A 24,201-nucleotide genomic window follows, 5' to 3' on the forward strand; every position below is an offset into this window, starting at 1 on the left:
GTCAATTTACTATGAGAGATTAGTGTTGATCTTTAATCAAGGCACGTGTCGGACAGTTTCTAACAGCCTCTAAGACATCCTGACTAGGAGAAATTTCTTTTTCCAGTTGGTCAGGATTATCGTAAAAACGCACGATTCCATTATCGTGGTAATCAAATAAGTCAGAATAAGTTTGGCAAAGCCCACAGGCGATGCATCGTTCAGGTATAAGTGTGATTTTCATGTTCATATTTATATTGTAATAAGAAAAGTAAAAAAAAACAAGGAGTAAGGTATGGCAAAAGAACCGTGGCAAGAAGATATTTATGATCAAGAAGAAGCAAGAGCAGAGCGTCGGCATCGAAACCACGGAGGGGCTGATAGGATGGCTAATCGTATTTTGACGATCCTAGCTAGTATTTTCTTTGTAATTGTGGTGGTGATGGTCATCGTTCTCATCTATCTATCATCGGGGGGAGTAATCGCACAGCAGCCTTAAAAGACTTTCATGATTCTGATGCAAGTGTAGTACAAATCTCATCTTCAAGCAGTTCTCAGCCTGAGCAGAGTTCAGAGCCAGAATCTACTTCTAGTAGTTCAGAAGAAGCTGCTAATCCTGAAGGAACGATTAAAGTTCTCGCAGGAGAAGGGGAAGCAGCTATTGCCGCTCGTGCAGGAATCTCCATTGCTCAGTTAGAGGCCTTGAATCCTGGGCACATGGCTACAGGATCTTGGTTTGCTAATCCAGGTGATGTTATAAAAATAAAATAGGAGCCGATATGAAAACAATTCAAATTGCTATTGATGGTCCTGCTTCCAGCGGTAAGAGTACGGTCGCAAAGATTATTGCTAAGGATTTTGGATTCACCTACCTTGATACAGGAGCTATGTATCGTGCAGCGACCTATATGGCTCTTAAGAACCAATTAGGAGTTGAAGAAGTCGAAGCCCTTCTAACCTTGTTGGACCAGCATCCAATTAGTTTTGGACGCTCAGAAACTGGAGACCAGCTTGTCTTTGTAGGCGATGTGGATATTACTCATCCTATCCGTGAAAATGAAGTGACCAATCATGTTTCTGCTATTGCAGCAATTCCTCAAGTACGTGAGAAACTAGTTTCCCTCCAACAAGAAATTGCCCAACAAGGTGGGATTGTCATGGACGGTCGCGATATTGGGACTGTTGTATTGCCACAAGCAGAATTAAAAATTTTCCTAGTAGCTTCTGTTGATGAGAGAGCAGAGCGCCGTTACAAGGAAAATATTGCCAAGGGAATTGAAACAGACCTGGAAACCCTAAAAGAGGAAATTGCTGCGCGTGACTACAAGGATAGTCATCGTGAGACTTCACCTCTCAAACAAGCAGAGGATGCTGTCTACCTTGATACAACTGGTTTGAATATTCAAGAAGTAGTTGAAAAAATCAAAGCAGAAGCTGAAAAAAGAATGTAAATGTAGAAAAGCCGATAGATGGATATCGGTTTTTTTCTAAATTTGTCAAAATGCTGATTTTAGGGTATAATAGTTGCTGTTCGAGAAATTTTGATTTTCAAAGAATAGTGAATGATGATAAGGAGAAACCATGAACAACCTACCAAATTGCCCAAAATGCAACTCAGAGTATGTCTACGAAGACGGTGCCCTACTGGTTTGCCCAGAGTGTGCTTATGAGTGGAATCCTGCTGAAGTTGCAGATGTAGAAGAGGGCCTTGTTGCTATCGATGCCAATGGAAATAAATTGGCTGACGGTGATACAGTAACTCTCATCAAGGACTTGAAGGTAAAAGGTGCGCCAAAAGATTTGAAACAAGGGACGCGCGTGAAAAATATCCGCATCGTAGAAGGTGACCACAATATTGACTGTAAGATTGATGGCTTCGGTGCCATGAAACTTAAATCAGAGTTTGTGAAGAAGATTTAAGTATGTCCAAGCACTATAAACTTGTATTTTATAGCCGTATCTTCTTGTTTCTAGCGGCTTTTACGGGAGTTTATCTTGAAATTACTAAGCATGGTGGTTTTGGGATGCTTCTCTATTACACGGTTCTGTCAAATCTGTTAGTAACTATTTTTACGCTCTATCTCTTAAAGGTTATGAGCCGTGTAGGTGAAAACTGGCAAAGACCAAGTCTCTTGCGCTTAAAAGGTGGGGTCACCATGAGTATCATGATTACCTGTGTGATTTACCATTTCCTCTTAGCGCCCATTGCGACTAATTTCTATACCCTAGAAAATTTCCTTTGCCACTATATCGTTCCCATCTGGTTTTTAGCGGATACCCTCTTTTTTGACAAACAGGGTCAATATAAGATTTGGGATCCAGCAGTGTGGACCATTTTACCCTTGCTGTATATGATGTTTGCTCTTTTTAATGGCTTGGTTCTAAAACTCAATATTCCAAATGCCAAGGATAATCCTTTCCCTTACTTCTTTTTGAATGTGAACAAGGGTTGGGATGTCGTATTCAAGTGGTGTCTGATTATCTTTGTTGCCTATATGGTAGCAGGATTTATCTTCTACTTTATCAAGCAAATCAAGAGAAAGTCATTCTAATACTCTTCGAAAATCTCTTCAAGCCACGTCAGTTTCGCCTTGCCGTAGATATGGTTACTGACTTCGTCAGTCTTATCTACAACCTCAAAACCATGTTTTGAGCTGACTTCGTCAGTCTTATCTACAACCTCAACACACTGTTTTGAGCAGCCTGCGGCTAGCTTCCTAGTTTGCTCTTTGATTTTCATTGAGTATAAGACACAAGGGATTCATTTTCGAGTTTGAGAAGGAGTCTGTGTACCAATGAGGCTTCTTCTTTTCTTGCTTTTTTGATAACTATCAAAAAAGTAGAAGATTAAGAGAAATATAGAAAGAGATTTCATGAAACAATTTTTAGAACGGGCCAGCATTTTGGCTCTCTCCCTCGTTTTGATTACCTCCTTTTCCATTTCGAGTGCCCTACCAGCCATGTTTGACTATTATCAGGGTTATTCTAAGGAACAAATTGAGCTCTTGGTGAGCTTGCCTTCCTTTGGAATCATGATGATGTTACTGCTAAATGGTTTCTTAGAAAAAATATTTCCTGAGCGCTTACAGATTAGTTTGGGCTTGCTGATTTTATCATTGAGCGGTACAGCTCCTTTCTGGTACCAAGCCTATCCCTTTGTCTTTGGAACACGGCTTCTTTTTGGTTTAGGTGTTGGGATGATCAATGCCAAGGCCATTTCTATTATCAGTGAACGCTATCAAGGAAAAAGGCGAATTCAGATGTTAGGGCTACGCGCTTCTGCAGAGGTCGTTGGAGCTTCTCTCATTACCTTGGCCGTCGGTCAGTTGTTGGCCTTTGGTTGGACAGCTATCTTTCTAGCCTATAGTGCTGGATTTTTGGTGCTGCCCCTTTATCTGCTCTTTGTCCCTTATGGAAAATCAAAGAAAGAAGTCAAGAAAAGAGCGAAGGAAGCAAGTCGTTTAACTCGAGAAATGAAAGGCTTGATTTTTACCCTAGCTATCGAAGCGGCAGCTGTAGTTTGTACCAATACAGCTATTACCATCCGTATTCCAAGTTTGATGGTGGAAAGAGGATTGGGGGATGCCCAGTTATCTAGTTTTGTTCTTAGTCTCATGCAGTTAATCGGGATTGTGGCTGGAGTGAGTTTTTTTCTTGATTTCTATCTTTAAAGAGAAACTGCTCCTCTGGTCTGGTATTACATTTGGCTTGGGGCAAATCGTGATTGCCTTGTCTCCATCCTTGTGGGTGGTAGTAGCAGGAAGTGTTCTGGCTGGATTTGCCTATAGTGTAGTCTTGACGACGGTCTTTCAACTTGTCTCTGAACGAATTCCAGCTAAACTCCTCAATCAAGCAACTTCATTTGCAGTTTTAGGCTGTAGTTTCGGAGCCTTTACGACCCCATTCGTTCTAGGTGCAATTGGCTTACTAACTCACAATGGGATGTTGGTCTTTAGTATCTTAGGAGGTTGGTTGATTGTAATCTCTATCTTTGTCATGTACCTACTTCAGAAGAGAGCTTAGGATTGATTCCTAAGTTTTTCTTTTGATACTCAATGAAAATCAAAGAGCATAGTTGATTGAGTTTGGAATAGTACGCTGTAGCTGCTAAAATATTTCTAGAAATTAATTTGACTTTCCTAATAGAATTATTCATATCTTATTTCAATCTACTATAGAAAGCTAGCCGCAGGTTGCTCAAAACAGTGTGTTGAGGTTGCAGATGGAAACTGACGTAGTTTGAAGAGATTTTCGAAGAGTATGAGATTTTTATACCCATACAATATTTGTTTTAGGTCCTTGTTTACAGACTAATTTCTTGATAAAATAGAGGTTATGACGAGATATAAAGCAACTATTTCCTATGATGGTTATGCCTTTGCTGGCTTTCAGCGCCAGCCTCATGCGCGTAGCGTTCAGGAAGAAATTGAAAAAACCTTGACCAGGTTAAATAAAGGGCAAGCTATTACTGTTCACGGTGCTGGTAGGACAGATAGTGGGGTTCATGCTCTGGGACAGGTGCTTCATTTTGACTTGCCCTATCAAATGGATGAGGAAAAACTTCGTTTTGCCTTGGATACCCAGTCTCCTGAAGATATTGATGTGATTTCGATTGAGCTTGTGGCAGATGATTTTCATTGCCGTTATGCCAAGCATAGCAAGACCTATGAGTTTATTGTGGATAGAGGACGTCCCAAAAATCCCATGCGCCGTCACTATGCCACCCACTTCCCTTACCCACTTGATGTGGAGAGGATGCAGGAGGCCGTCAAAAAGCTAGAAGGAACCCATGATTTCACTGGCTTTACAGCCTCTGGGACTAGTGTAGAGGATAAGGTTCGCACTATTACAGAAGCCAGTCTTAGGGTTGATGAGACAGGCCAGTTTTTGACTTTTACCTTTTCAGGAAATGGTTTCTTGTATAAACAGATTCGCAATATGGTGGGGACACTGCTCAAAATCGGCAACAAGCGTATGCCAGTAGAGCAGATTGACCTGATCTTGGAGAAAAAGGACAGGCAGCTTGCAGGTCCCACTGCAGCACCAAATGGTTTATATTTAAAGGAGATTCGTTATGAAGAATAATCGTATTTTAGCACTTTCTGGAAATGATATTTTTAGTGGTGGTGGCCTGTCAGCTGATTTGGCTACCTATACTTTGAACGGCTTGCATGGCTTTGTAGCAGTGACTTGTTTGACAGCCTTGACAGAAAAAGGATTTGAAGTCTTTCCAACTGACGATACCATTTTTCAACATGAATTGGATAGCTTGCGTGATGTGGCGTTTGGGGGAATTAAGATTGGTCTTCTCCCTACTGTCAGTGTGGCTGAGAAGGCATTGGACTTTATCAAGAAACGCCCAGGAGTGCCTGTGGTATTGGACCCTGTCTTGGTCTGCAAGGAAACGCACGACGTAGCAGTTAGTGAACTTTGCCAAGAGTTGATTCGCTTTTTCCCTTATGTCAGTGTGATTACGCCTAACCTCCCAGAAGCAGAATTATTAGCTGGTCAAGAAATCAAAACCTTGGAAGACATGAAAACTGCAGCGCAGAAATTGCATGATTTAGGAGCGCCAGCAGTCATTATTAAGGGAGGCAATCGCCTTAGTCAGGACAAGGCTGTGGATGTCTTTTATGATGGACAAAACTTTACAGTTCTAGAAAATCCTGTCATTCAAGGGCAAAATGCTGGTGCAGGTTGTACCTTTGCTTCCAGCATTGCCAGTCATCTAGTCAAAGGTGATGAACTTTTACCAGCAGTAGAAAGCTCAAAGGCTTTCGTTTACCGTGCCATTGCACAGGCAGATCAGTATGGAGTAAGACAATATGAAGCAAACCAAAACAACTAAAATCGCCCTTGTATCCCTCTTAACCGCCCTTTCTGTGGTTCTAGGCTATTTCTTAAAAATTCCAACACCGACAGGTATTCTAACTCTTTTAGATGCGGGTGTTTTCTTTGCGGCCTTTTACTTTGGTAGTCGTGAAGGAGCTGTAGTCGGAGGACTAGCAGGTTTCTTGATTGACCTCTTATCAGGCTATCCTCAGTGGATGTTCTTTAGCTTGGTCAACCATGGCTTGCAGGGATTTTTCGCAGGATTTAAAGGAAAAACTCAGTGGTTAGGCCTCGTTTTGGCAACGATTGCCATGGTAGGGGGTTACGCCTTGGGTTCTACATTGATGAATGGCTGGGCTGCAGCTCTACCAGAAATCCTACCAAATTTCATACAAAATATGGTAGGGATGATTGTAGGATTTATTCTTAGTCAAAGTATCAAGAAGATTAAGTAAAGAGGCTGAGTCAAAAGTCTTTCAAATAAGAAAAACGCATAGTATCAGGTTTGAAAAGCTTGATACTATGCGTTTTATTGTGGGAAGATTTTCCTCATTTTCTAGTGAAATTGAACTTTTTCTAACATCTTTTTATAGATTACTTCTTAATCAATTATCATTTCCATTGTTGTTTCTTGGGGTTTCATCCCTTGTCTTTGATAAAAGCGGAGAGCACCCTCGTTATCATTCCAGACACTTAGGGTTAGATTATGGCAGCCAATTTCTTTAGCATAATTGAGAGCGAATTGATAGAGTTGATCACCAATTTTTTGACCACGAGCATTTTGATCTACACATAAATCTTTGATAAAAAGGGTTTTGATTTCTTGGAGAACAGGATTATCTGTTTTATCTTTTATGGTACAAAATAGGTGTCCGAGAACTTGTCCCTTCTCATCTTCAAAAACAAAAATAGGGGTATGTTCTTGAGAGAGAATATTTTGCAACTCAGAGGAACTATATTTAGTCCCAGTTTGCTTAAAAATATCTGGTCGAGCTTGGTGGTGAAGCGTAAGGATTTGTTGTAATAAATCGAGTAATTTAGGAATATCTTCTTGTTTAGCTTTTCGAATAGTCATGAAGGTTCTTTTTATTGGCTTAGTCTATAAGAAAAGCTTTAGGAGCAATCATTTTTCTTTATGAAGAGTTCTTAAAATAATTAACTGTGTTGACATAATCCAAAGAATGAGAATACTCATGTCCAATAGAGAAACATTTCCGTAGTCGTAAAGGCTGGCTCGCAGAAGATTTGAGGAAGGGACGAAAGGGAGGGCACGGTAAAGATGGTTTACCCACTCAGGTAGTCGATCTGCAGGATACATGAGTGGTGAGAACATGAGTCCAATCATAAGAATTAGCTGCGACATAAGGGTTACTGTATTTGGAGAAAAGGTGTAGGCTATAGCAAATCCCAGACTAATCATAGTAAGACAAATCAGAAGCACAATAAAAACACCAAGAAAAGATGGATGGAGACGAACAGAAAAACGGACATACCCAAGTAGAATAGAAATAAAAACTCCCAAGAAAATGGCAATTAACCACATCCACAAGTCAGCGAGAGAAATGAATATCCTAGGGATGGGTAAGGCACGAATATAATCAAAATGCCCTTCCAACTTATCATTTGCTATAACAGGGGAGGAAATTGTACAACCCATGGAGATAATTCCAATTAAAACAGAACCAGACGAAAGATAGTAGGCAGTAGTCGAATCGATATCGCCAATAACTAGAGGGTAGCCAAAAAGAAGAGAAATGGATAAGAGGAGCTGTGCTAGTGTAAAAAGGATGAAAAGCTCTTTTTGGCGCAAGTAGTTCCAATGAAGTAAGTAAAAAAATTGAGTCATATTAGTTGGTTAGCTCCTCTCTATAAAGGTCAGAAATAGTCAATGTTTTTTGATGAAGAGAGAGATTGGAAATTGTTTTTTGACCAAGTTCTTCTGTCAGTTGTGCTATCAATGGAGCTAGACTTCTTTCCTCAATCTCTAATTGACAACTAACACCATTGATAATTGTATAATCTTCTATTTTGTCTAATATACTTTTAGTCTTAAAATCAAAGCTTATCTGATACAGTTTGTCATGGATGATTTGCTTAACCTTTCCTGATTTGAGCAATCTACCATTATTAAAGAGGGCGTAATTATCTGCATATTTTTCAACCTCCAGAAGATTATGAGTAACGATAATAATGGTATGCCCCTTGCTAGCTAACTTTTGCAATAATTGCCATTGCTTTTCACGACGAATGGGGTCAACATCATTTGTTGGTTCGTCAAGAAGAATGATGTCTGAGCTACCGATTAGTGTCATAGCGAAGGAAGTTAGTCTTTTGAGACCGCCCGAAAGATCCTTACCTTTTTTGTAACGATAGTCTTCAATTTCTAAATCAGTGAGAAGCTGGCTGATTGTTTTTTCTAGTTCTTGGGAACTCAATCCTCGCATTTTTCCAAGTATTTCTAAATTTTGTTCTACGGTTAATTTGTCGAGTGGGGCATATTGTTGAGACATATAACTAATTAAGGTGCGTGCTTGTTTACGATTGTATATAAAAGAAATATCACCATACAAAATATCTCCTTGGTCAGGTTTAGTAAAACCAATCATTTGATTCAATAGAGTAGATTTTCCAGCTCCATTGTGTCCCAAAAAAGCCGTGATTTTTGCTGGTGATATTTCTAAGGAAATATGATTATTGGCTAAGTGCTGACCATCAAAAGATTTAGTCAAATTATCAATTACGAGTTTTGCAGTTGTCATAACTTTAATTCTCCGTACTTAGAAAAAATTTCCCAATCGTCTTCTTTACCTGTGCCGCATGTTGGACATTCATCAAGATAGCGTCCCCAAGAATCGTGTGTGAATGAGGCTCCGTTTTCATAATTGATTTCGTATTGATGGTTAAGGCTAATTGGTTCCGTATATTGAGTTAATAATCGGATAGTTTCATCAACAATGGCAGAAGTCAGTTGAAATATTGCTGGACCATAGGCTATTGTAGGGATTGTTTTTGTAATCGTACGAACACCGTGGAATTGTTCAAGGAATAGAGTGTCAATTTTTGTATAATAAATATTTAAACAATCAAAACAGCCTGTTTGGTAAGGGATAACTGAATAGACACGACCACGACTAACTTGACTGGCGCCAAATATACAGGGAATATTTTTTGTAACGATTGCTTTATTTACGATACGTTGAATATCATATTGAGGTTCATCAATCACACATATCGTAATATCAACATCATCAAGTAAAGGAATCAAGTCACTTACAGAGGTGATACGTATATTATGGGTTTCTACTTCAATATCGGAATTCATTTTTGTAACTTCTCTATGGGCAATTTGAACTTTAGATAAGCCAATATCATCTTCCTTGTATAGAAATTGTCTTCCTAGATTACTTTGCTCAACAATGTCAAAATCCACTATTTTTATCTTTTTAGGTCCCAAGCCTGCTAGTAATGTCAGTATGTTAGAACCCCCACCACCAAGACCTAGTAAAAGGATAGTAGACTGATGAATTTTTTTCTGTGTTGCAATACTATCTTGGAAGCTATTTAAATAGCGACTGAAATAATATATATTTGAATGATAACGTTCTTTAATATCCTGAATTTCGCCCGCTTCTTCGAGAACCCCCTCATTATCTAAGAGTTCAAGAGCGCCTGTGATGTCTTCTTCAGTTAAATCATCATATTTTGTTAGCATGATATTGAGAATATCTTGAAAAGGACGTCCGTCCAAAATATTGACTAAATTCCACATTTTATTATTATCATCCTTAATTTCTGTGGTTATACCAATTTGTAGCCCAATCCTAAATAAATTTTTATGAAGTTTATAAACAGGATATATTTCTTTTATTCTTGGATGATAGAATTTCATTTTAACCTCACTATTTTATTAAAAAAGGAAGACGAGGTGATTATAAATCATATATCCTCGTCTTGCAACTCCCAGTTCCTATTACAAATGGAAATAAGTAGAAAGAAAATGGTGAACCTATCTACTCAATTCCAACAGTAGGAATAAATAGAAAAGAACTCCTCTAAAAACTCAATTTTAAAATGCTAATTTTTCAACCTTTTCTGGTTACTAAACATAGAAAATAGGTAGTTTTTAGAGGTGCCCAAAATTTAGAAAACACCCCAGCTAATATCAGTTTTAGCAATAACTTTACGCACTTGAATATTTTTCATTTTTGTAACTCCTTTCATATTTGATAAGAATATTGTATAATAAATTAACGATTTTTTTATCAGCATGTCATAATTGACGTATTTGACGTTATAATTGGCAAAATCATGCTTGTAGTGAGGAATTTGATGTTAAGAATTGCGATTTGTGATGATTCTAATAGGGATGGTAGTCAGCTAGAAAACTTACTCTTATCTTATAAGGACATCAAAATAGAAACGAGTGTTTATACGAATCCCCAAAAACTATTAGAACAATTGACAGAGAAGTACAGTTGTGTTTTTTTGGATATCGAGATGCCACAGATAACAGGAATTGATATGGCACAAAAAATCCGTAAGGTAAACCCTTTTATCCCGATTATCTTTGTTACCAGTTATCGAGATTATATGGAGCAGGTTTTTGAAGTGCAGACTTTTGATTATTTACTTAAACCAGTGACTTCTAAAAAATTATATAAAACTATGGATAGAGTGGTACGTTTTTTGAATTTAGGGCAAGCTGTATTTGTTTACTTTTGGAAAGCAGCATTATTCACTGCCTTTAGATGACATTGTATTTTTTGAAAAGGATAAGCGTGCTGTCTTTATTTACACTAAAGATCAGACTTACAAAGCTTTGCTTAAAACGAAAGATATTTTAGAGAAATTACCTGATTACTTTATTCAAATTCATTCTTCCTATATTATCAATCCTAGATATGTGACAGAGTTTGATTCGCAAATAGTCACAATTTTAAATGGAATGGATGAAAATCACCTTCCAATTAGCCGAAAATTTCAAACGTCTTTTAGAGAAAAGTATTATTATTATCTGAGTGAGAGGAATTTTTAATGTTAGTCAGTTTGCGGATTGTGAGTATTCTGTTTGATTTATTTTTGGGAATTATTTTCTTTTATAGACCTCTGTCCCAAAAGAAAAGTCTAGGAGAATTTGTATCTTTACTTCTCTCCTTTTATTTTTCCATGCCTTGTTGACGATATTATTTTCAGGAGCTAATCTTTTCTTAGTAGGGAATCTTATTCTCAGTATCGCAGAGTATTATTTTTTAGGTCTTTATTTTGGATATGCTGTTCAAGAATCTTCGTTTTGGATTTTTTGTCAGATGAGTCTAACTTTACTAGCTGGTACTATACTCAATCAAGCAGTGCAACTATTTTCCCCTTTATCAGTCATTTCAGAAAATCTAATAGCCATGCTTTTTTATCTCGCTGTAGCTTTTCTTTTATCATTGCTAGTGACCCTGGTTCTTCGACAACTTTTTCGTGCACATCAAAAGTTAGTTTATACTGTTTCTAAAGGGACTTGGTTATACCAGTTTATTGTACCATTTTTGTCCATTTGTTTTGCTTTTACAGTATCAGCGATTCAAGGGCAAGTGTTTGAGAAGGATTATCTTTCTTTTGTTTCTGTATTAGCCCTCATTGTGTTAACGTTCTCTTCTCTCTATTTCACCCTATATCTTTCTCAGCAACAACAGAGGTATTATCAAAGCATACTAGAGACGGAACAGATGACCTTTCAACTGAGAGAAATGAAACAATCTAAAAAAGATTATAGGAGGATTCAAAGGATTCAACACGATTTGAAAAATCAACATTTAATCCTCCTTGCACTTTTAAAAGAAGATCCTGAACAAGCGAAGTCTTATCTCCAAAGCATGACAAATAGTATAGAGAACCAAACTGTCTGTTACTCCAAGAATACAACAATTAACTTTTTACTCAATCAAAAATTACAGGATAAGGTAGAGGACATACAATTGGAAATTGATTGTTTTGTACCTCAACGATTGGAAATCAATCCAGATATTTTAGCGGTTTTACTTGGTAATTTGTTGGACAATAGTCTTGAAGCCTGTATGCGCTTGAGTAATAAAGAAGATAGGGTCTTGATCTTAGGAATACGATATTTTCAGAAGAAACTCTTTATTGCTATCGAGAATTCATTTGATGAGAATGAATTGGTAATACGAAAGGAACGTCAGACAGAGGGATGGGGGCTTAAAAATATTGAGAGACTTGTAACCAATCATAGGGGAACAATGAAGAATTTCATTCAGAATGGACGTCATAAAACAGAAGTGATTCTTCTTGTCTAACTAGGGTTTGTTGCTATCTTAATCAAAATAAAGCAAGTCTTTGCTGGTACTTGTAAAGAGGTCAAAGCCATCCTTGGTAACAACACCGCAGTCTTCAATACGAACACCGACTTTACCAGGGATATAGATACCTGGTTCAACAGAGAAGCACATGCCTTCTTCGATGACCATGTCGTTTCCTTCCATGATAGATGGGAATTCATGGACATCCATACCGATACCATGCCCGAGACGGTGGTTGAAGTACTCACCATAACCAGCTTTTTCGATGACCTCACGGGCAGCGCGGTCCACTTCATGAGCAGTCACACCTGGCTTGATAAAGTCAAGAGCAGCTTGTTGGGCTTCAAGAGTCAAGTTGTAAATATCTTTCTTGAATTGGTCTGGTTTGCCGACAGCGACTGTACGAGTCATATCTGACGCATAGCCATTGACCAGAACACCAAGGTCAAAGAGGAGAAGAGCATCATTTTCAACCTTATTAGCTGCTGGAATGCCGTGTGGATTCGCAGCATTATCACCAGTCAAGACCATGGTATCAAAGCTCATTTCGTAACCTTCACGTTTCATGGCAAAGTCAATTTGTGCGATGATATCTGTCTCAGTCTTGTCAAGAGAAATATTGTCAAAACCAACATGAACAGCCTTGTCCGCATAAAGACCTGCAACCATCATTTTTTGTACTTCGTCAGCTGATTTGATGAGGCGCATGCGTTGGATACGAGGAGTGAGGTTTTCAAACTCAGCAGTTTCAAAAACTGTTTTCAAACCATGGTATTTGGTCAAGATGAGATTGTCAAACTCAACAGCGACACGTTTGAAGTCAAGTTGTGGAAGAGCATGTTTGATTTTTTGCCATGGATTTTCAGAATCGACATAGCCCACTACTGGGAAGGAAACGGTGCTACTTGCACGTTCTACTTCAAGAGCTGGGACAAAGAGGAGAGGTTCCTGATCCGCTAGGACAAAGAGGAACATTTGGCGTTCATGGGGATCACTGTAAAAACCAGTGAGGTAATTGATTGTGACGGGGTCAGATACGACAGCGACGTCTAGTTTTTCTGATTCAAGATATGTTAGGATTTGTTGTAATTTAGACATATGCTACCTTCTTTCTACCCCTCTATTTTGGCAAAAAAAGAGAGAAAATGCAAGGGAGAAGGGTAAAAGAAAAGACAAAAAAACTCCGACAAGATAACGGAGTTCTTTGATATAGTTTCACTTTGTTTAAGAAAAGTCAGCCTTGCTTTTGACATCACTGTATTCTTCAGCGATTTCTTGGCTGAGAATATCTTCATAGGCAGGGAGTTGGATGTCCTGACCATATTTCTTCTTGAGGGCTGTAGTGACTAGGCGATAAGCCAGATTGGCATTACGAGAGAGGATAGGCCCGTGGAAGTAGGAACCAAAGACATTCTTATAATGAACCCCTTCGCCGACCTTTTCTTCGTTGTTTCCATTTCCATAGACAACCTGTCCCAGTGGTTTTTGGTCATCAGAGAGGAAGGTACGTCCCTGGTGATTTTCAAATCCATAGTAGGTTTCATTGAAATCTTCATTGTGAATCTTGATGTCCCCGATAAAACGGTTATTGGTCTGGTTGAGAGTGTAGTGGCCCATGACCCCTAGTCCTTCGATGCGTTTGCCTGAAGCTTCAACATAATATTGACCCAATAGTTGAAAACCACCGCAGATAGCGAGAACCACACCGTCGTTTTTGATGTAGTTGTCAATGCTCTCTTTTTTAGCAGGTAGGTCGTCTGCAATGATACTTTGTTCAAAGTCTTGACCGCCTCCGAAAAAGGCGATGTTGTAGTGATTTTCATCAAAATCATCATGGAGAGAAACGATGTCAACGGTCACATGGGCTCCCAGTTTTTCAGCAACATACTTGAGCATGAGGATGTTTCCATTGTCCCCGTAGGTATTCATGAGATTTCCGTAGAGGTGGGCAATGTTGAGCTGATAGGGGTAATTGCCATCTTTTGAGGAAAGTGAAGTATAAACCATTAGTTCATCTCCTTTCTAACAATCTGACGACTAGCCAGCAGTTCACGAAATTCCAGCATAGCAGTATAAGTAGCCAGGATATAGGCATGCTTGCAGTCTTGGTTCTCAATTGTCTTAAGAACTTGTTCCAGACTACTTGTTTCAGTGATTTTATCAGCTGGATAGCCTGTCACTCGGAGACGACGAGCAATTTCAGAATGGCGAACACCGCCAGCGTTGATTTCAGGAATGTCCATGTCAGTGATTTGCTCAAAGTCTGCATCCCAGATCCAGCTAGTGTCAATTCCATCTGCATAGTTGGCATTGAGGAGGACAGATAGGCTAAATGGATAAGGTGCTAGTTTAATCATCTCGATAGCTTGAGTTGCACCGACTGGATTTTTAATCAAGACAAGGGTACATTCCTTGTCACCGATATGGAAGGTTTCTTGGCGTCCAAAGACAGCACGGCTCTTATCAAATCCTTGCTTGATTAGTTGGGAATCTGCACCAAGGAAACGGGCGATGGCAACCGCAGCTAGGGCGTTGTAGATATTGTAGAGACCACCGATTTGGATACCATATTCTTGTCCGTCAATGACAAAGCGAGAGCGATTGTTGGTCAACTCAACCAATTCTGTCAAGCGATAGTCTAAATCAGGACGTTTACATCCACAACCTTCACAGATATAGGCACCTAAGTTTGCATAAGTATTGTGCTCATATTTGAGGATGCCTTGGCAGTCAGGGCAGAGGATTCCTTCGGTATTATAGTGAGCCAGCTGGGCTGGGCCTTTCTCCAAGTCAAAACCAAAATACTGTACAGGATTTGGAATAGCTGGCTTGTAGAAAAGTGGACTGTCTCCATTAAGGAGAACAGTGGCAGTAGGCACTTTACGAATGGCATCCAAAATCATGTTATAGGTAGTATAGATTTCACCGAAACGGTCCATCTGATCACGGAAGATATTAGTAATGACAAAAAGACTAGGCTGGATATAGTCACAGATACGAGATAGACTGGCTTCGTCAATTTCGAGGACGGCAATATTTTTCCCAGTTTTTGAAGATTTGGCTGTTAGGAAGGTTGTTGCAATTCCTGTAATCATGTTGGCACCGCTTGGGTTGGTTAGAACTTGACCATAAACCTCTTTTAAAATGCCGACAGTGAGGGCAGTTGTCAGGGTTTTTCCATTTGTTCCAGTGACCACGACAATCTCGTAGTTCTTAGCTAGGTTTTGTAAAATATCTTTATCAAATTGAAGGGCGACTTTCCCTGGGAGCGTACTTCCACGTCCAAGACGGCTTAAAACGAAGTGGGAAGAACACCCAGCAAGAAGGCCCAAAGTAGTTTTTAAGTTCATGTTTCTATTATATCACAAAAGAGGGAAAAGACAGATTTGATACTCAATGAAAATCAAAGAGCAAACTAGGAAGCTAGCCGCAGGCTGTACTTGAGTACGGCAAGGTGAAGCTGACGTGGTTTGAATTTGATTTTCGAAGAGTATGAGATTTCGCAGAAATGAAAACAGCCCTCAGAGGGCTGTCAGTTAAGATGTGATCTCAACTTAAATCGCAAACAAGTCATTCAAGTTCTCAGCCAAGGTTGGGTGAGTGAAGATTTGTTTTGTGAAGTAAGTGTAAGGAATCTTGTTGTCCATAGCAACAGTGATGATGTTGATGATTTCTTGAGAACCTTCTGAGAAGATGCTTGCTCCAAGAATTTCTTTGGTTTCAGTATTAACAACAGCTTTGAAAGCTCCGCGAAGGTTTCCATTTACGTGACCACGAGGCATGGCTGCAACAGGAATTTCCTTAACAGCGTATGGAAGTTTCAAATCTGCTGCTTGGCTTTCAGTCAAACCAACTTGTGAAAGTGCAGGTGTGATAAACATGGTGTTTGGTACATTGAGACGGTCTTCAAGTGTGTAGCTGCCATCTCCAGCAAGGTAGCTGTAGACAACACGGAAGTCATCAAGTGAAATGTAAGTAAATTGAAGGCCACCGTTGACATCCCCAACTGCAAATACACCAGGAACGTTTGTTTGACAATGTTTGTCTACTTTAATAGCACCACGTTCAGTAAGTTCAATATCTGTATTTTCAAGTTGAAGTGGTTCTACATTTGGTTTACGTCCAGTTGCGTAGAGAAGGGCATCGAAACGGTAAGTTTCGTCTTCAGTTACGATAAGCACTTGGTCACCGTCGTTTTTAATTTCAGTAGTATGGATATTTTGAAGCAATTCAATACCGTCTTCTTCCAGGTATTGTTTAGCAAGAGCTGCGATGGAAGGTTCTGCACGAGGTAGGAAAGTATCCAAGGCATCTAGGACTGTGACCTTGCTTCCAAGTTTGTTGTAAAGGCCAGCAAATTCAAGACCGATATTTCCGCCACCAAGGACTCCAAGTTTTTCAGGCAACTTGTCCAAGTTTTGGATACCTGTTGAGTCAAAGACGTTTTTGCTTGTAGCAAGTCCAGGGATTGGCAAGACGTTTGAAACAGCACCAGTGTTGATGACGATTGTTTCAGCAGTCAGTTCTTTCTTTTCATCACCAGCTTGGATTTCGATGACTTTATTTGAAAGGAAGTGAGCTTCCGCATCAAAGATGTCCACGCCAGTACCAGCAACAGTCGCATAGTTTTTACCGTTGAGGCGACCAGTGATAGTGTTTTTGGTAGCAATGACTTCTTCAAAAGACAAGTCTTTCTCAGCAGCAACTAGCAAAGTCTTAGTTGGGATACAACCGATGTTGATACAAGTTCCACCGTACATAGCTTTGCTACGTTCAACGAGGGCAACTTTTTTGCCAGCTGAAGCCAATTTACCAGCTAGTGTTTTACCAGCCTTACCAAATCCGATAACGATTAAATCATAAGTTAACATTTAGAGTTCCTCCTATTCGAATTACATTCTAGCACAAGAAAAAAACTTTTGCACAATTCTGCTACGAAAAAGACAGAAAAAATAAAAACGCTTTCCAGACAAAAAGCTAGTAATTTTTTGACAAGCTTGATAAACTAAAATCCTATCTATTTTTATATAAGATAGAATAAATGTTCGAAAATAGGAGGTTTTATGAAATCGAATCGTTATATTATTGCCTTTGCTGGGGTCATTTTACACTTAATGCTGGGTTCGACTTATGCTTGGAGTGTTTATCGTAACCCTATTATTGAAAAAACGGGATGGGATCAGGCTTCTGTTGCCTTTGCCTTTAGTCTAGCAATCTTTTGTTTAGGCTTATCGGCTGCATTTATGGGGCGTTTGGTAGAAAAATTTGGTCCGAGAGTCATGGGGAGTCTATCTGCTTTTCTATACGCAGGTGGAAATATCTTAACAGGATTTGCAATAGACCGTCAGGAACTGTGGTTGTTGTATCTGGCTTATGGTATTTTAGGTGGGCTTGGTTTGGGAGCTTACTATATTACCCCTGTGTCAACGATTATAAAATGGTTTCCTGATAAACGTGGTCTCGCAACAGGTTTAGCGATTATGGGGTTTGGTTTTGCTTCTTTATTGACTAGTCCCATAGCGCAACATCTCATCGCAGGGGTAGGGCTTGTAGAAACTTTTTATATTTTAGGTGCAAGTTACTTTATTATCATGCTCCTAGCTTCACAATTCATTAAGCGTCCAAATGAACAAGAGCTTGCAATTTTATCTGTTTCAGGGAAAGAAAAAACAGACTCTCTGACGCAAGGGATGACTGCAAATCAGGCTCTAAAAAGCAATCGGTTTTATATACTTTGGATTATTTTCTTTATCAACATAGCTTGTGGTTTAGGCTTAATTTCAGCGGCATCGCCAATGGCACAGGAGATGGCTGGCTTGTCTACAAGTCATGCAGCAGTAATGGTGGGCGTTTTAGGGATTTTCAATGGATTTGGTCGCTTGCTTTGGGCGAGTTTGTCTGACTATATCGGTCGCCCTCTAACCTTTAGTATATTACTGCTTGTCAATCTTTTCTTTTCTCTCTCACTTTGGCTCTTTACAGATTCCGTTTTATTTGTAGTCGCTATGTCTATTTTGATGACTTGCTATGGAGCTGGTTTTTCATTGATTCCAGCTTATCTCAGTGATATTTTTGGAACCAAGGAATTAGCTGCTCTGCATGGTTATATTTTAACAGCTTGGGCAATGGCTGGTTTAGCAGGACCTATTTTATTAGCAGAAACTTATAAAATGGCTCATTCTTACACACAAACCTTGTTCGTTTTTATCATTTTATATAGTATAGCCTTGGCTTTGTCTTATTATCTAGGTCGTTCCATCAAAAAGGAAGGTCAAAAACCGCTTACATGATTTTCTAGAGAAATTGGGCTATCTTTTGCTTCTCTCTTGTGTTATACTAGATAGGTTGCAAAGAAAACAGTACTTTTCTTTTGTGGAAAAGAAGCAACACGATTTTATATCCAGTATATGAAAATACGTCATAAAAAGAAAAGTATACACTAAGCCCTATAGGGTGGCTTCGCACCACCTTTAGAAAGAAGAACAACGTGAAATTTAATGAATTAAACTTGTCTGCTGATTTGCTAGCAGAGATTGAAAAAGCTGGTTTTGTAGAAGCCAGTCCGATCCAAGAACAAACCATTCCCTTGGCCCTTGAAGGCAAGGACGTTATCGGTCAAGCTCAGACTGGTACAGGAAAAACTGCAGCCTTTGGCTTGCCTACCCTTGAAAAAATCCGTACAGAAGAAGCGACTATCCAAGCCTTGGTGATCGCTCCAACTCGTGAACTCGCTGTCCAAAGTCAAGAGGAATTGTTCCGTTTTGGTCGTAGCAAGGGAGTCAAAGTCCGCTCAGTATACGGCGGATCAAGCATTGAAAAACAAATTAAGGCTCTTAAATCTGGTGCCCATATCGTGGTGGGAACACCTGGTCGCCTCTTAGACTTGATCAAACGCAAGGCCTTGAAATTACAAGATATTGAAACGCTTATCCTTGACGAAGCGGATGAAATGCTCAACATGGGCTTCCTTGAAGACATTGAAGCTATCATCTCCCGTGTCCCTGAAAATCGACAAACTCTTCTTTTCTCAGCAACTATGCCAGATGCCATCAAACGTATCGGTGTTCAGTTTATGAAAGAACCTGAGCATGTGAAGATTGCTGCTAAGGAATTGACAACAGAATTGGTTGATCAATACTATATCCGAGTTAAGGAACAAGAAAAATTTGATACTATGACACGTCTCATGGATGTGGAGCAACCTGAGCTTGCTATCGTATTTGGTCGTACCAAACGTCGTGTGGATGAATTGACTCGTGGTTTGAAAATCCGTGGCTTCCGTGCAGAAGGAATTCATGGAGACCTAGACCAAAACAAACGTCTTCGTGTCCTTCGTGACTTTAAAAATGGAAATCTGGATGTTCTAGTTGCGACGGACGTTGCAGCGCGTGGTTTGGATATTTCAGGTGTGACCCATGTCTATAACTACGATATTCCACAAGATCCTGAAAGTTATGTTCACCGTATCGGTCGTACAGGTCGTGCTTAGGTAAGTCAGGTCAGTCTATTACTTTCGTATCACCAAATGAAATGGGCTACCTCCAAATCATTGAAAACTTGACCAAGAAACGCATGAAAGGTCTCAAACCTGCAAGTGCAGAAGAAGCCTTCCAAGCTAAAAAACAGGTAGCTCTCAAGAAAATCGAACGTGATTTTGCAGATGAGACTATCCGTGCTAACTTTGAGAAATTTGGTAAGGATGCTCGTAAGCTAGCTGCCGAATTTACTCCAGAAGAATTGGCAATGTATATCTTGAGTCTGACTGTTCAAGATCCGGATAGCCTTCCAGAAGTGGAGATTGCGCGTGAAAAACCACTGCCATTTAAACCATCAGGTAATGGCTTCGGTGGTAAAGCTAAGGGAGGTCGTCGTGGAGATGACCGTCGAGACCGTGATCGCCGTGGTAATGGTCGTCGGGATGATTTCAAAAAAGGAAGTCGTGGCAATGATCGTTTTGATAAAGACAGACGTTACCGTAAGGATAATAAAAAACCACGCAATACTTCAAGTGAAAAGCAAACAGGCTTTGTTATTCGTAACAAGGAGATAAATAAGAAAAAGCGGTTCAAAATGAATCGCTTTTTTATATAAGGAGACCAAGGGTGAAAGAAGATGGTGATAGCAAAGGATAGGTGAAATGGAAAGGTATTATCAACCCACCTTCTTATAATGATATAATATCAAATATAAATTAGGTTGTCAATAAGAAAACATAATTTTCTAAAATATTTCAGCTAGTCTAAATTGCAATTAAATAAGCAATTTTCAGATAATAATTGAAAATTCAATCTGTTTATGTTATAATGATAGCGATTAAATTCGAGGTGAAAAATGGCACATTTATTAGAAAAAACAAGAAAGATTACATCAATTTTGAAGCGCTCAGAGGAGCAGTTTCAGGATGAGCTTCCTTACAACGCTATTACGCGTCAGTTAGCGGATATTATTCATTGCAATGCCTGCATTATCAATAGTAAGGGACGTCTGCTTGGCTATTTTATGCGTTATAAAACAAATACAGATCGCGTAGAGCAATTCTTCCAAACTAAGATTTTCCCAGATGACTACGTTCAAGGGGCTAATATGATTTACGAAACAGAAGCAAATTTGCCTGTTGAGCATGATATGAGTATTTTCCCTGTTGAGAGTAGAGAAGATTTTCCAGATGGCTTGACGACTATTGCACCGATTCATGTATCGGGGATTCGCCTTGGTTCTTTGATTATTTGGCGCAATGATAAAAAATTCGAAGATGAGGACTTGATTCTTGTTGAGATTGCCAGTACCGTTGTTGGGATTCAGCTTCTTAACTTCCAGCGTGAAGAAGATGAGAAAAATATCCGTCGCCGTACTGCTGTCACCATGGCGGTTAATACCCTTTCTTACTCCGAACTCCGTGCTGTTTCAGCAATTTTAGGGGAATTAAATGGAAATGAAGGGCAGTTGACTGCATCAGTGATTGCAGACCGTATCGGAATTACCCGCTCTGTGATTGTCAATGCCCTTCGTAAACTTGAATCTGCGGGAATTATTGAAAGTCGCTCACTTGGAATGAAGGGAACCTACCTTAAGGTCTTGATTTCAGATATTTTTGAAGAAGTGAAGAAAAGAGATTACTAATGACTAAAGCTTTAATTTCGATTGATTATACAGAAGATTTTGTTGCTGATAGTGGTAAATTGACAGCAGGGGCTCCAGCTCAGGCTATTTCGGATGCCATTAGCAAGGTGACTCGATTAGCTTTTGAACGGGGAGATTATATCTTCTTTACTATTGATGCTCATGAAGAAAACGATTGTTTTCATCCAGAAAGTAAACTATTTCCTCCTCATAATCTGATTGGGACTAGTGGACGCAATTTATACGGAGACTTGGGGATCTTTTATCAAGAGCATGGTTCAGACAGTCGTGTCTTTTGGATGGATAAACGCCATTACTCAGCTTTTTCAGGGACTGACCTAGATATTCGTTTGAGAGAGCGTCGCATTTCTACAGTTATCTTAACAGGTGTCTTGACGGATATCTGTGTCCTGCATACAGCTATTGATGCCTATAATCTAGGTTATGACATCGAGATTGTTCAACCAGCTGTTGCTTCCATCTGGCCTGAAAATCATCAATTTGCCCTAGGTCATTTCAAAAATACACTTGGAGCTAAGTTAGTAGATGAAAATCTAAATGAAATTTTAGAGTAATTTGGTTGATGAAATGAAAAAAATTGAAAAAAAGTGTTGACAAGCATCCCAAAAGTTGATATACTAGTAAAGTAATCGACGCGGGGATGGCGGAATTGGCAGACGCGCAGGACTAAGGATCCTGACCGCTTTAGGTCGTGAGGGTTCAAGTCCCTCTCTCCGCATAGGATAAGAGTTAGCTTAGGCTAGCTCTTTTGTATTTCTCTAAAAAATTAGAATCCAGTCAAATGTAGTGGAGAATCAGCGAAAATATGGGAAAGCTGATCCTTGTTTCTGCTTTTGTATAGAAGAATAATAAAGATTATCTTCTTCAAATTCTCCGATATTCTCTAAAGTTTTGTGCAAGTTGCACAGAACTTTTTTTGTTTTTTTGGTCACCTTGCCATAGAAATGTAAAACGTTTTCATCTATAATATAATTATCAAAAACAAAAGGAGTTCACCTCATGGTAGAATTGAATCTTAAAAATATTTACAAAAAATATCCAAACAGCGAACACTATTCAGTTGAAGATTTCAACTTGAATATCAAAGATAAAGAATTTATCGTTTTCGTAGGTCCTTCAGGATGTGGTAAATCAACAACCCTTCGTATGATTGCTGGTCTTGAAGACATCACAGAAGGTACTGCATCTATCGATGGCGTGGTTGTCAACGACGTAGCTCCAAAAGACCGTGACATCGCCATGGTATTCCAAAACTACGCTCTTTACCCACACATGACTGTATACGATAACATGGCTTTCGGTTTGAAATTGCGTAAATACAGCAAAGAAGACATCGACAAACGTGTGCAAGAAGCAGCTGAAATCCTTGGATTGAAAGAATTCTTGGAACGTAAACCAGCTGACCTTTCAGGTGGTCAACGTCAACGTGTTGCCATGGGTCGTGCCATCGTCCGTGATGCAAAAGTATTCTTGATGGACGAACCTTTGTCAAACTTGGATGCAAAACTTCGTGTATCAATGCGTGCTGAAATTGCGAAAATCCACCGTCGTATCGGAGCTACAACTATCTACGTAACTCACGACCAAACAGAAGCGATGACACTTGCAGACCGTATCGTTATCATGTCAGCAACTAAGAACCCTGCTGGTACAGGTACTATCGGACGTGTTGAGCAAATCGGTACTCCTCAAGAAGTTTACAAAAACCCAGTTAACAAATTCGTTGCAGGATTCATCGGAAGCCCAGCAATGAACTTCATCAATGTGAAATTAGTTGGTAGCGAAATTATTTCTGATGGTTTCCGTTTGAAAGTTCCAGAAGGAGCATTGAAAGTTCTTCGCGAAAAAGGCTACGAAGGTAAAGAGTTGATTTTCGGTATCCGTCCAGAAGATGTGAATGCAGAACCTGCTTTCCTTGAAACATTCCCAGACTGTGTTGTAAAAGCGACTATCTCTGTATCAGAACTGCTTGGTTCAGAATCTCACCTATACTGCCAAGTTGGTAAAGACGAATTTGTTGCTAAAGTTGATGCTCGTGATTACTTGCAAACAGGTGCAACAGTTGAACTTGGATTTGACTTGAACAAAGCACACTTCTTCGATGTAGAAACTGAAAAAACAGTCTATTAAAATAAATAAAATTCAAAGCAGTACAAGAAAAGATATCTCTTTATCGATTGTAGTGGAGAGATATCAGTTAGTCTAGGGAGAGAAACAAAATGCTTCTCTCCTTTTTGCTAGGGAAGTCATATTATGTATCTATCTTGTGACGTGCCTTGAATAAAAATGGTCGTCTTATTTGACTTATAGGGTGACTAGCAAATGAAATATTGTTTTCCCTTTCTTCTTTACTGGAAAATATGCTATAATAGAGAGTAAAAACTTTGAAAGAAAGAAAAATATGAATTTAAAAGATTACATTGCAACAATTGAAAATTATCCAAAAGAAGGTATCACCTTCCGTGATATTAGTCCTTTGATGGCTGATGGAAATGCTTATAGCTACGCTGTTCGTGAAATTGTTCAGTATGCTACTGACAAGAAAATTGACATGGTTGTAGGGCCTGAGGCTCGTGGATTTATTGTGGGCTGTCCAGTTGCCTTTGAGTTGGGAATTGGTTTTGCACCTGTTCGTAAACCAGGTAAATTGCCACGTGAAGTCATTTCTGCTGACTATGAAAAAGAGTACGGTGTTGATACCTTGACTATGCATGCGGATGCAATCAAACCAGGTCAACGCGTTCTTATTGTAGATGACCTCTTGGCAACAGGTGGAACTGTTAAGGCAACTATCGAGATGATTGAAAAACTTGGTGGTATTGTAGCAGGTTGTGCCTTCCTTGTTGAATTGGATGAATTGAACGGCCGTGAAAAAATCGGGGACTACGATTACAAGGTTCTTATGCATTATTAATGAAAAACAGTCCCTAGGGCTGTTTTCTCT

23 protein-coding genes, 1 tRNA gene and 4 pseudogenes are annotated in these 24,201 nt (G+C 39.3%); 18 read left to right on the top strand and 10 right to left on the bottom strand.

The window, feature by feature from the left end; genetic code table 11:
- Positions 1–19 precede the first annotated feature (19 nt).
- Entirely contained in the window at positions 20–223 is a 204-nt protein-coding gene (locus QMQ21_RS04060; RefSeq protein ID WP_161802646.1) for a ferredoxin, read from the bottom strand.
- A gap of 51 nt (positions 224–274) precedes the next feature.
- On the opposite strand from QMQ21_RS04060, the pseudogene QMQ21_RS04065 reads away from it, so the two are divergent.
- The 4 genes and pseudogenes from QMQ21_RS04065 (at position 275) to QMQ21_RS04080 (ending at position 2,531) form a co-directional block, all read left to right on the top strand.
- A pseudogene (locus tag QMQ21_RS04065) lies at positions 275–750 on the top strand (SAG1386/EF1546 family surface-associated protein).
- Between the two features lie 8 nt (positions 751–758).
- A complete protein-coding gene (cmk, locus tag QMQ21_RS04070) occupies positions 759–1,430 on the top strand; it encodes a (d)CMP kinase (protein WP_119942414.1) in 672 nt (223 codons plus the stop codon).
- 130 nt (positions 1,431–1,560) lie between these two features.
- Positions 1,561–1,899 (top strand): zinc ribbon domain-containing protein YjdM, encoded by a 339-nt coding sequence (locus QMQ21_RS04075; protein ID WP_001061596.1) that lies wholly within the window; start codon positions 1,561–1,563, stop codon positions 1,897–1,899.
- 2 nt (positions 1,900–1,901) lie between these two features.
- Complete coding sequence (locus QMQ21_RS04080) at positions 1,902–2,531, top strand: Pr6Pr family membrane protein (protein WP_000033949.1); 630 nt, start codon at positions 1,902–1,904, stop codon at positions 2,529–2,531.
- Here the strand turns inward: QMQ21_RS04080 and QMQ21_RS04085 are convergent.
- Positions 2,528–2,719 (bottom strand): hypothetical protein, encoded by a 192-nt coding sequence (locus tag QMQ21_RS04085; protein WP_243831255.1) that lies wholly within the window; start codon positions 2,717–2,719, stop codon positions 2,528–2,530. The two genes, QMQ21_RS04080 and QMQ21_RS04085, sit on opposite strands and share 4 nt — an antisense overlap.
- 133 nt (positions 2,720–2,852) lie before the next feature.
- On the opposite strand from QMQ21_RS04085, the pseudogene QMQ21_RS04090 reads away from it, so the two are divergent.
- The 4 genes and pseudogenes from QMQ21_RS04090 (at position 2,853) to QMQ21_RS04105 (ending at position 6,266) form a co-directional block, all read left to right on the top strand.
- Positions 2,853–4,002 (top strand): annotated as a pseudogene (locus QMQ21_RS04090) (MFS transporter).
- A gap of 312 nt (positions 4,003–4,314) precedes the next feature.
- Positions 4,315–5,064, top strand: a complete 750-nt coding sequence (gene truA / locus QMQ21_RS04095; protein ID WP_000199191.1) for a tRNA pseudouridine(38-40) synthase TruA — start codon at positions 4,315–4,317, stop codon at positions 5,062–5,064.
- Positions 5,054–5,827 carry a bifunctional hydroxymethylpyrimidine kinase/phosphomethylpyrimidine kinase gene (locus QMQ21_RS04100; protein WP_000794755.1) on the top strand — a complete coding sequence of 258 codons (774 nt, stop codon included), beginning with the start codon at positions 5,054–5,056 and terminating at the stop codon, positions 5,825–5,827. Before truA ends, QMQ21_RS04100 begins: the two co-directional genes overlap by 11 nt.
- Positions 5,805–6,266, top strand: a complete 462-nt coding sequence (locus tag QMQ21_RS04105; RefSeq protein ID WP_023934120.1) for an ECF transporter S component — start codon at positions 5,805–5,807, stop codon at positions 6,264–6,266. Before QMQ21_RS04100 ends, QMQ21_RS04105 begins: the two co-directional genes overlap by 23 nt.
- 146 nt (positions 6,267–6,412) lie before the next feature.
- Here QMQ21_RS04105 and QMQ21_RS04110 read toward each other — a convergent pair whose 3' ends face one another.
- The 4 genes from QMQ21_RS04110 to QMQ21_RS04125 are packed head-to-tail and all read right to left on the bottom strand — an operon-like array spanning position 6,413 to position 9,700.
- Entirely contained in the window at positions 6,413–6,886 is a 474-nt protein-coding gene (locus QMQ21_RS04110; RefSeq protein ID WP_000155488.1) for a GNAT family N-acetyltransferase, read from the bottom strand.
- A gap of 48 nt (positions 6,887–6,934) precedes the next feature.
- The gene (locus tag QMQ21_RS04115; protein WP_261813966.1) at positions 6,935–7,657 is read right to left on the bottom strand and encodes an ABC transporter permease; all 723 of its coding nucleotides are present in this window, start codon (positions 7,655–7,657) and stop codon (positions 6,935–6,937) included.
- 1 nt (position 7,658) lies between these two features.
- Entirely contained in the window at positions 7,659–8,570 is a 912-nt protein-coding gene (locus QMQ21_RS04120) for an ABC transporter ATP-binding protein (RefSeq protein ID WP_000205301.1), read from the bottom strand.
- A complete protein-coding gene (locus QMQ21_RS04125; RefSeq protein WP_023936973.1) occupies positions 8,567–9,700 on the bottom strand; it encodes a ThiF family adenylyltransferase in 1,134 nt (377 codons plus the stop codon). The genes QMQ21_RS04120 and QMQ21_RS04125 overlap by 4 nt, the downstream gene beginning before the upstream one ends.
- A gap of 440 nt (positions 9,701–10,140) precedes the next feature.
- Here QMQ21_RS04125 and QMQ21_RS19425 point away from each other — a divergent pair, with 440 nt between their 5' ends.
- From QMQ21_RS19425 to QMQ21_RS04140, 3 genes and pseudogenes are all read left to right on the top strand, one after another.
- Positions 10,141–10,563, top strand: a complete 423-nt coding sequence (locus QMQ21_RS19425; RefSeq protein ID WP_261813967.1) for a LytR/AlgR family response regulator transcription factor — start codon at positions 10,141–10,143, stop codon at positions 10,561–10,563.
- Positions 10,520–10,846, top strand: a complete 327-nt coding sequence (locus QMQ21_RS19430; protein ID WP_284522468.1) for a LytR/AlgR family response regulator transcription factor — start codon at positions 10,520–10,522, stop codon at positions 10,844–10,846. Before QMQ21_RS19425 ends, QMQ21_RS19430 begins: the two co-directional genes overlap by 44 nt.
- Positions 10,846–12,113: pseudogene (locus QMQ21_RS04140) on the top strand (GHKL domain-containing protein). The gene QMQ21_RS19430 and the pseudogene QMQ21_RS04140 overlap by 1 nt, the downstream one beginning before the upstream one ends.
- Positions 12,114–12,131: 18 nt before the next feature.
- On the opposite strand, the gene QMQ21_RS04145 reads toward QMQ21_RS04140, so the two are convergent.
- The 4 genes from QMQ21_RS04145 to QMQ21_RS04160 form a co-directional block, all read right to left on the bottom strand.
- Positions 12,132–13,214: a M24 family metallopeptidase gene (locus QMQ21_RS04145; RefSeq protein ID WP_000040911.1), complete on the bottom strand. Its 1,083-nt coding sequence runs from the start codon at positions 13,212–13,214 to the stop codon at positions 12,132–12,134.
- 126 nt (positions 13,215–13,340) lie between these two features.
- The gene (gene gatD / locus QMQ21_RS04150; protein ID WP_000263200.1) at positions 13,341–14,123 is read right to left on the bottom strand and encodes a lipid II isoglutaminyl synthase subunit GatD; all 783 of its coding nucleotides are present in this window, start codon (positions 14,121–14,123) and stop codon (positions 13,341–13,343) included.
- Positions 14,123–15,466, bottom strand: coding sequence for a lipid II isoglutaminyl synthase subunit MurT (gene murT, locus QMQ21_RS04155; protein ID WP_023936978.1), 1,344 nt, complete (start codon positions 15,464–15,466; stop codon positions 14,123–14,125). The genes gatD and murT overlap by 1 nt, the downstream gene beginning before the upstream one ends.
- Before the next feature lie 204 nt (positions 15,467–15,670).
- Positions 15,671–16,987 (bottom strand): FAD-containing oxidoreductase, encoded by a 1,317-nt coding sequence (locus QMQ21_RS04160; RefSeq protein WP_023933921.1) that lies wholly within the window; start codon positions 16,985–16,987, stop codon positions 15,671–15,673.
- Between the two features lie 192 nt (positions 16,988–17,179).
- On the opposite strand from QMQ21_RS04160, the gene QMQ21_RS04165 reads away from it, so the two are divergent.
- The 7 genes and pseudogenes from QMQ21_RS04165 (at position 17,180) to QMQ21_RS04195 (ending at position 24,171) form a co-directional block, all read left to right on the top strand.
- Positions 17,180–18,406 carry an L-lactate MFS transporter gene (locus QMQ21_RS04165; protein ID WP_261813969.1) on the top strand — a complete coding sequence of 409 codons (1,227 nt, stop codon included), beginning with the start codon at positions 17,180–17,182 and terminating at the stop codon, positions 18,404–18,406.
- Between the two features lie 197 nt (positions 18,407–18,603).
- Positions 18,604–20,207: pseudogene (cshA, locus tag QMQ21_RS04170) on the top strand (degradosome RNA helicase CshA).
- A gap of 240 nt (positions 20,208–20,447) precedes the next feature.
- The gene (gene codY / locus QMQ21_RS04175) at positions 20,448–21,236 is read left to right on the top strand and encodes a GTP-sensing pleiotropic transcriptional regulator CodY (protein WP_000940723.1); all 789 of its coding nucleotides are present in this window, start codon (positions 20,448–20,450) and stop codon (positions 21,234–21,236) included.
- A complete protein-coding gene (locus QMQ21_RS04180; protein ID WP_000158719.1) occupies positions 21,236–21,811 on the top strand; it encodes a cysteine hydrolase family protein in 576 nt (191 codons plus the stop codon). The genes codY and QMQ21_RS04180 overlap by 1 nt, the downstream gene beginning before the upstream one ends.
- An 80-nt stretch (positions 21,812–21,891) precedes the next feature.
- Positions 21,892–21,975, top strand: a tRNA-Leu gene (locus QMQ21_RS04185).
- A gap of 281 nt (positions 21,976–22,256) precedes the next feature.
- On the top strand, positions 22,257–23,387 hold the full coding sequence (locus QMQ21_RS04190) for an ABC transporter ATP-binding protein (protein ID WP_000229957.1): 1,131 nt from the start codon (positions 22,257–22,259) through the stop codon (positions 23,385–23,387).
- A gap of 271 nt (positions 23,388–23,658) precedes the next feature.
- Positions 23,659–24,171 (top strand): adenine phosphoribosyltransferase, encoded by a 513-nt coding sequence (locus QMQ21_RS04195; RefSeq protein WP_023933925.1) that lies wholly within the window; start codon positions 23,659–23,661, stop codon positions 24,169–24,171.
- The last annotated feature ends 30 nt before the right edge of the window (positions 24,172–24,201 follow it).

The sequence above is a fragment of the Streptococcus bouchesdurhonensis genome (assembly GCF_948472335.1).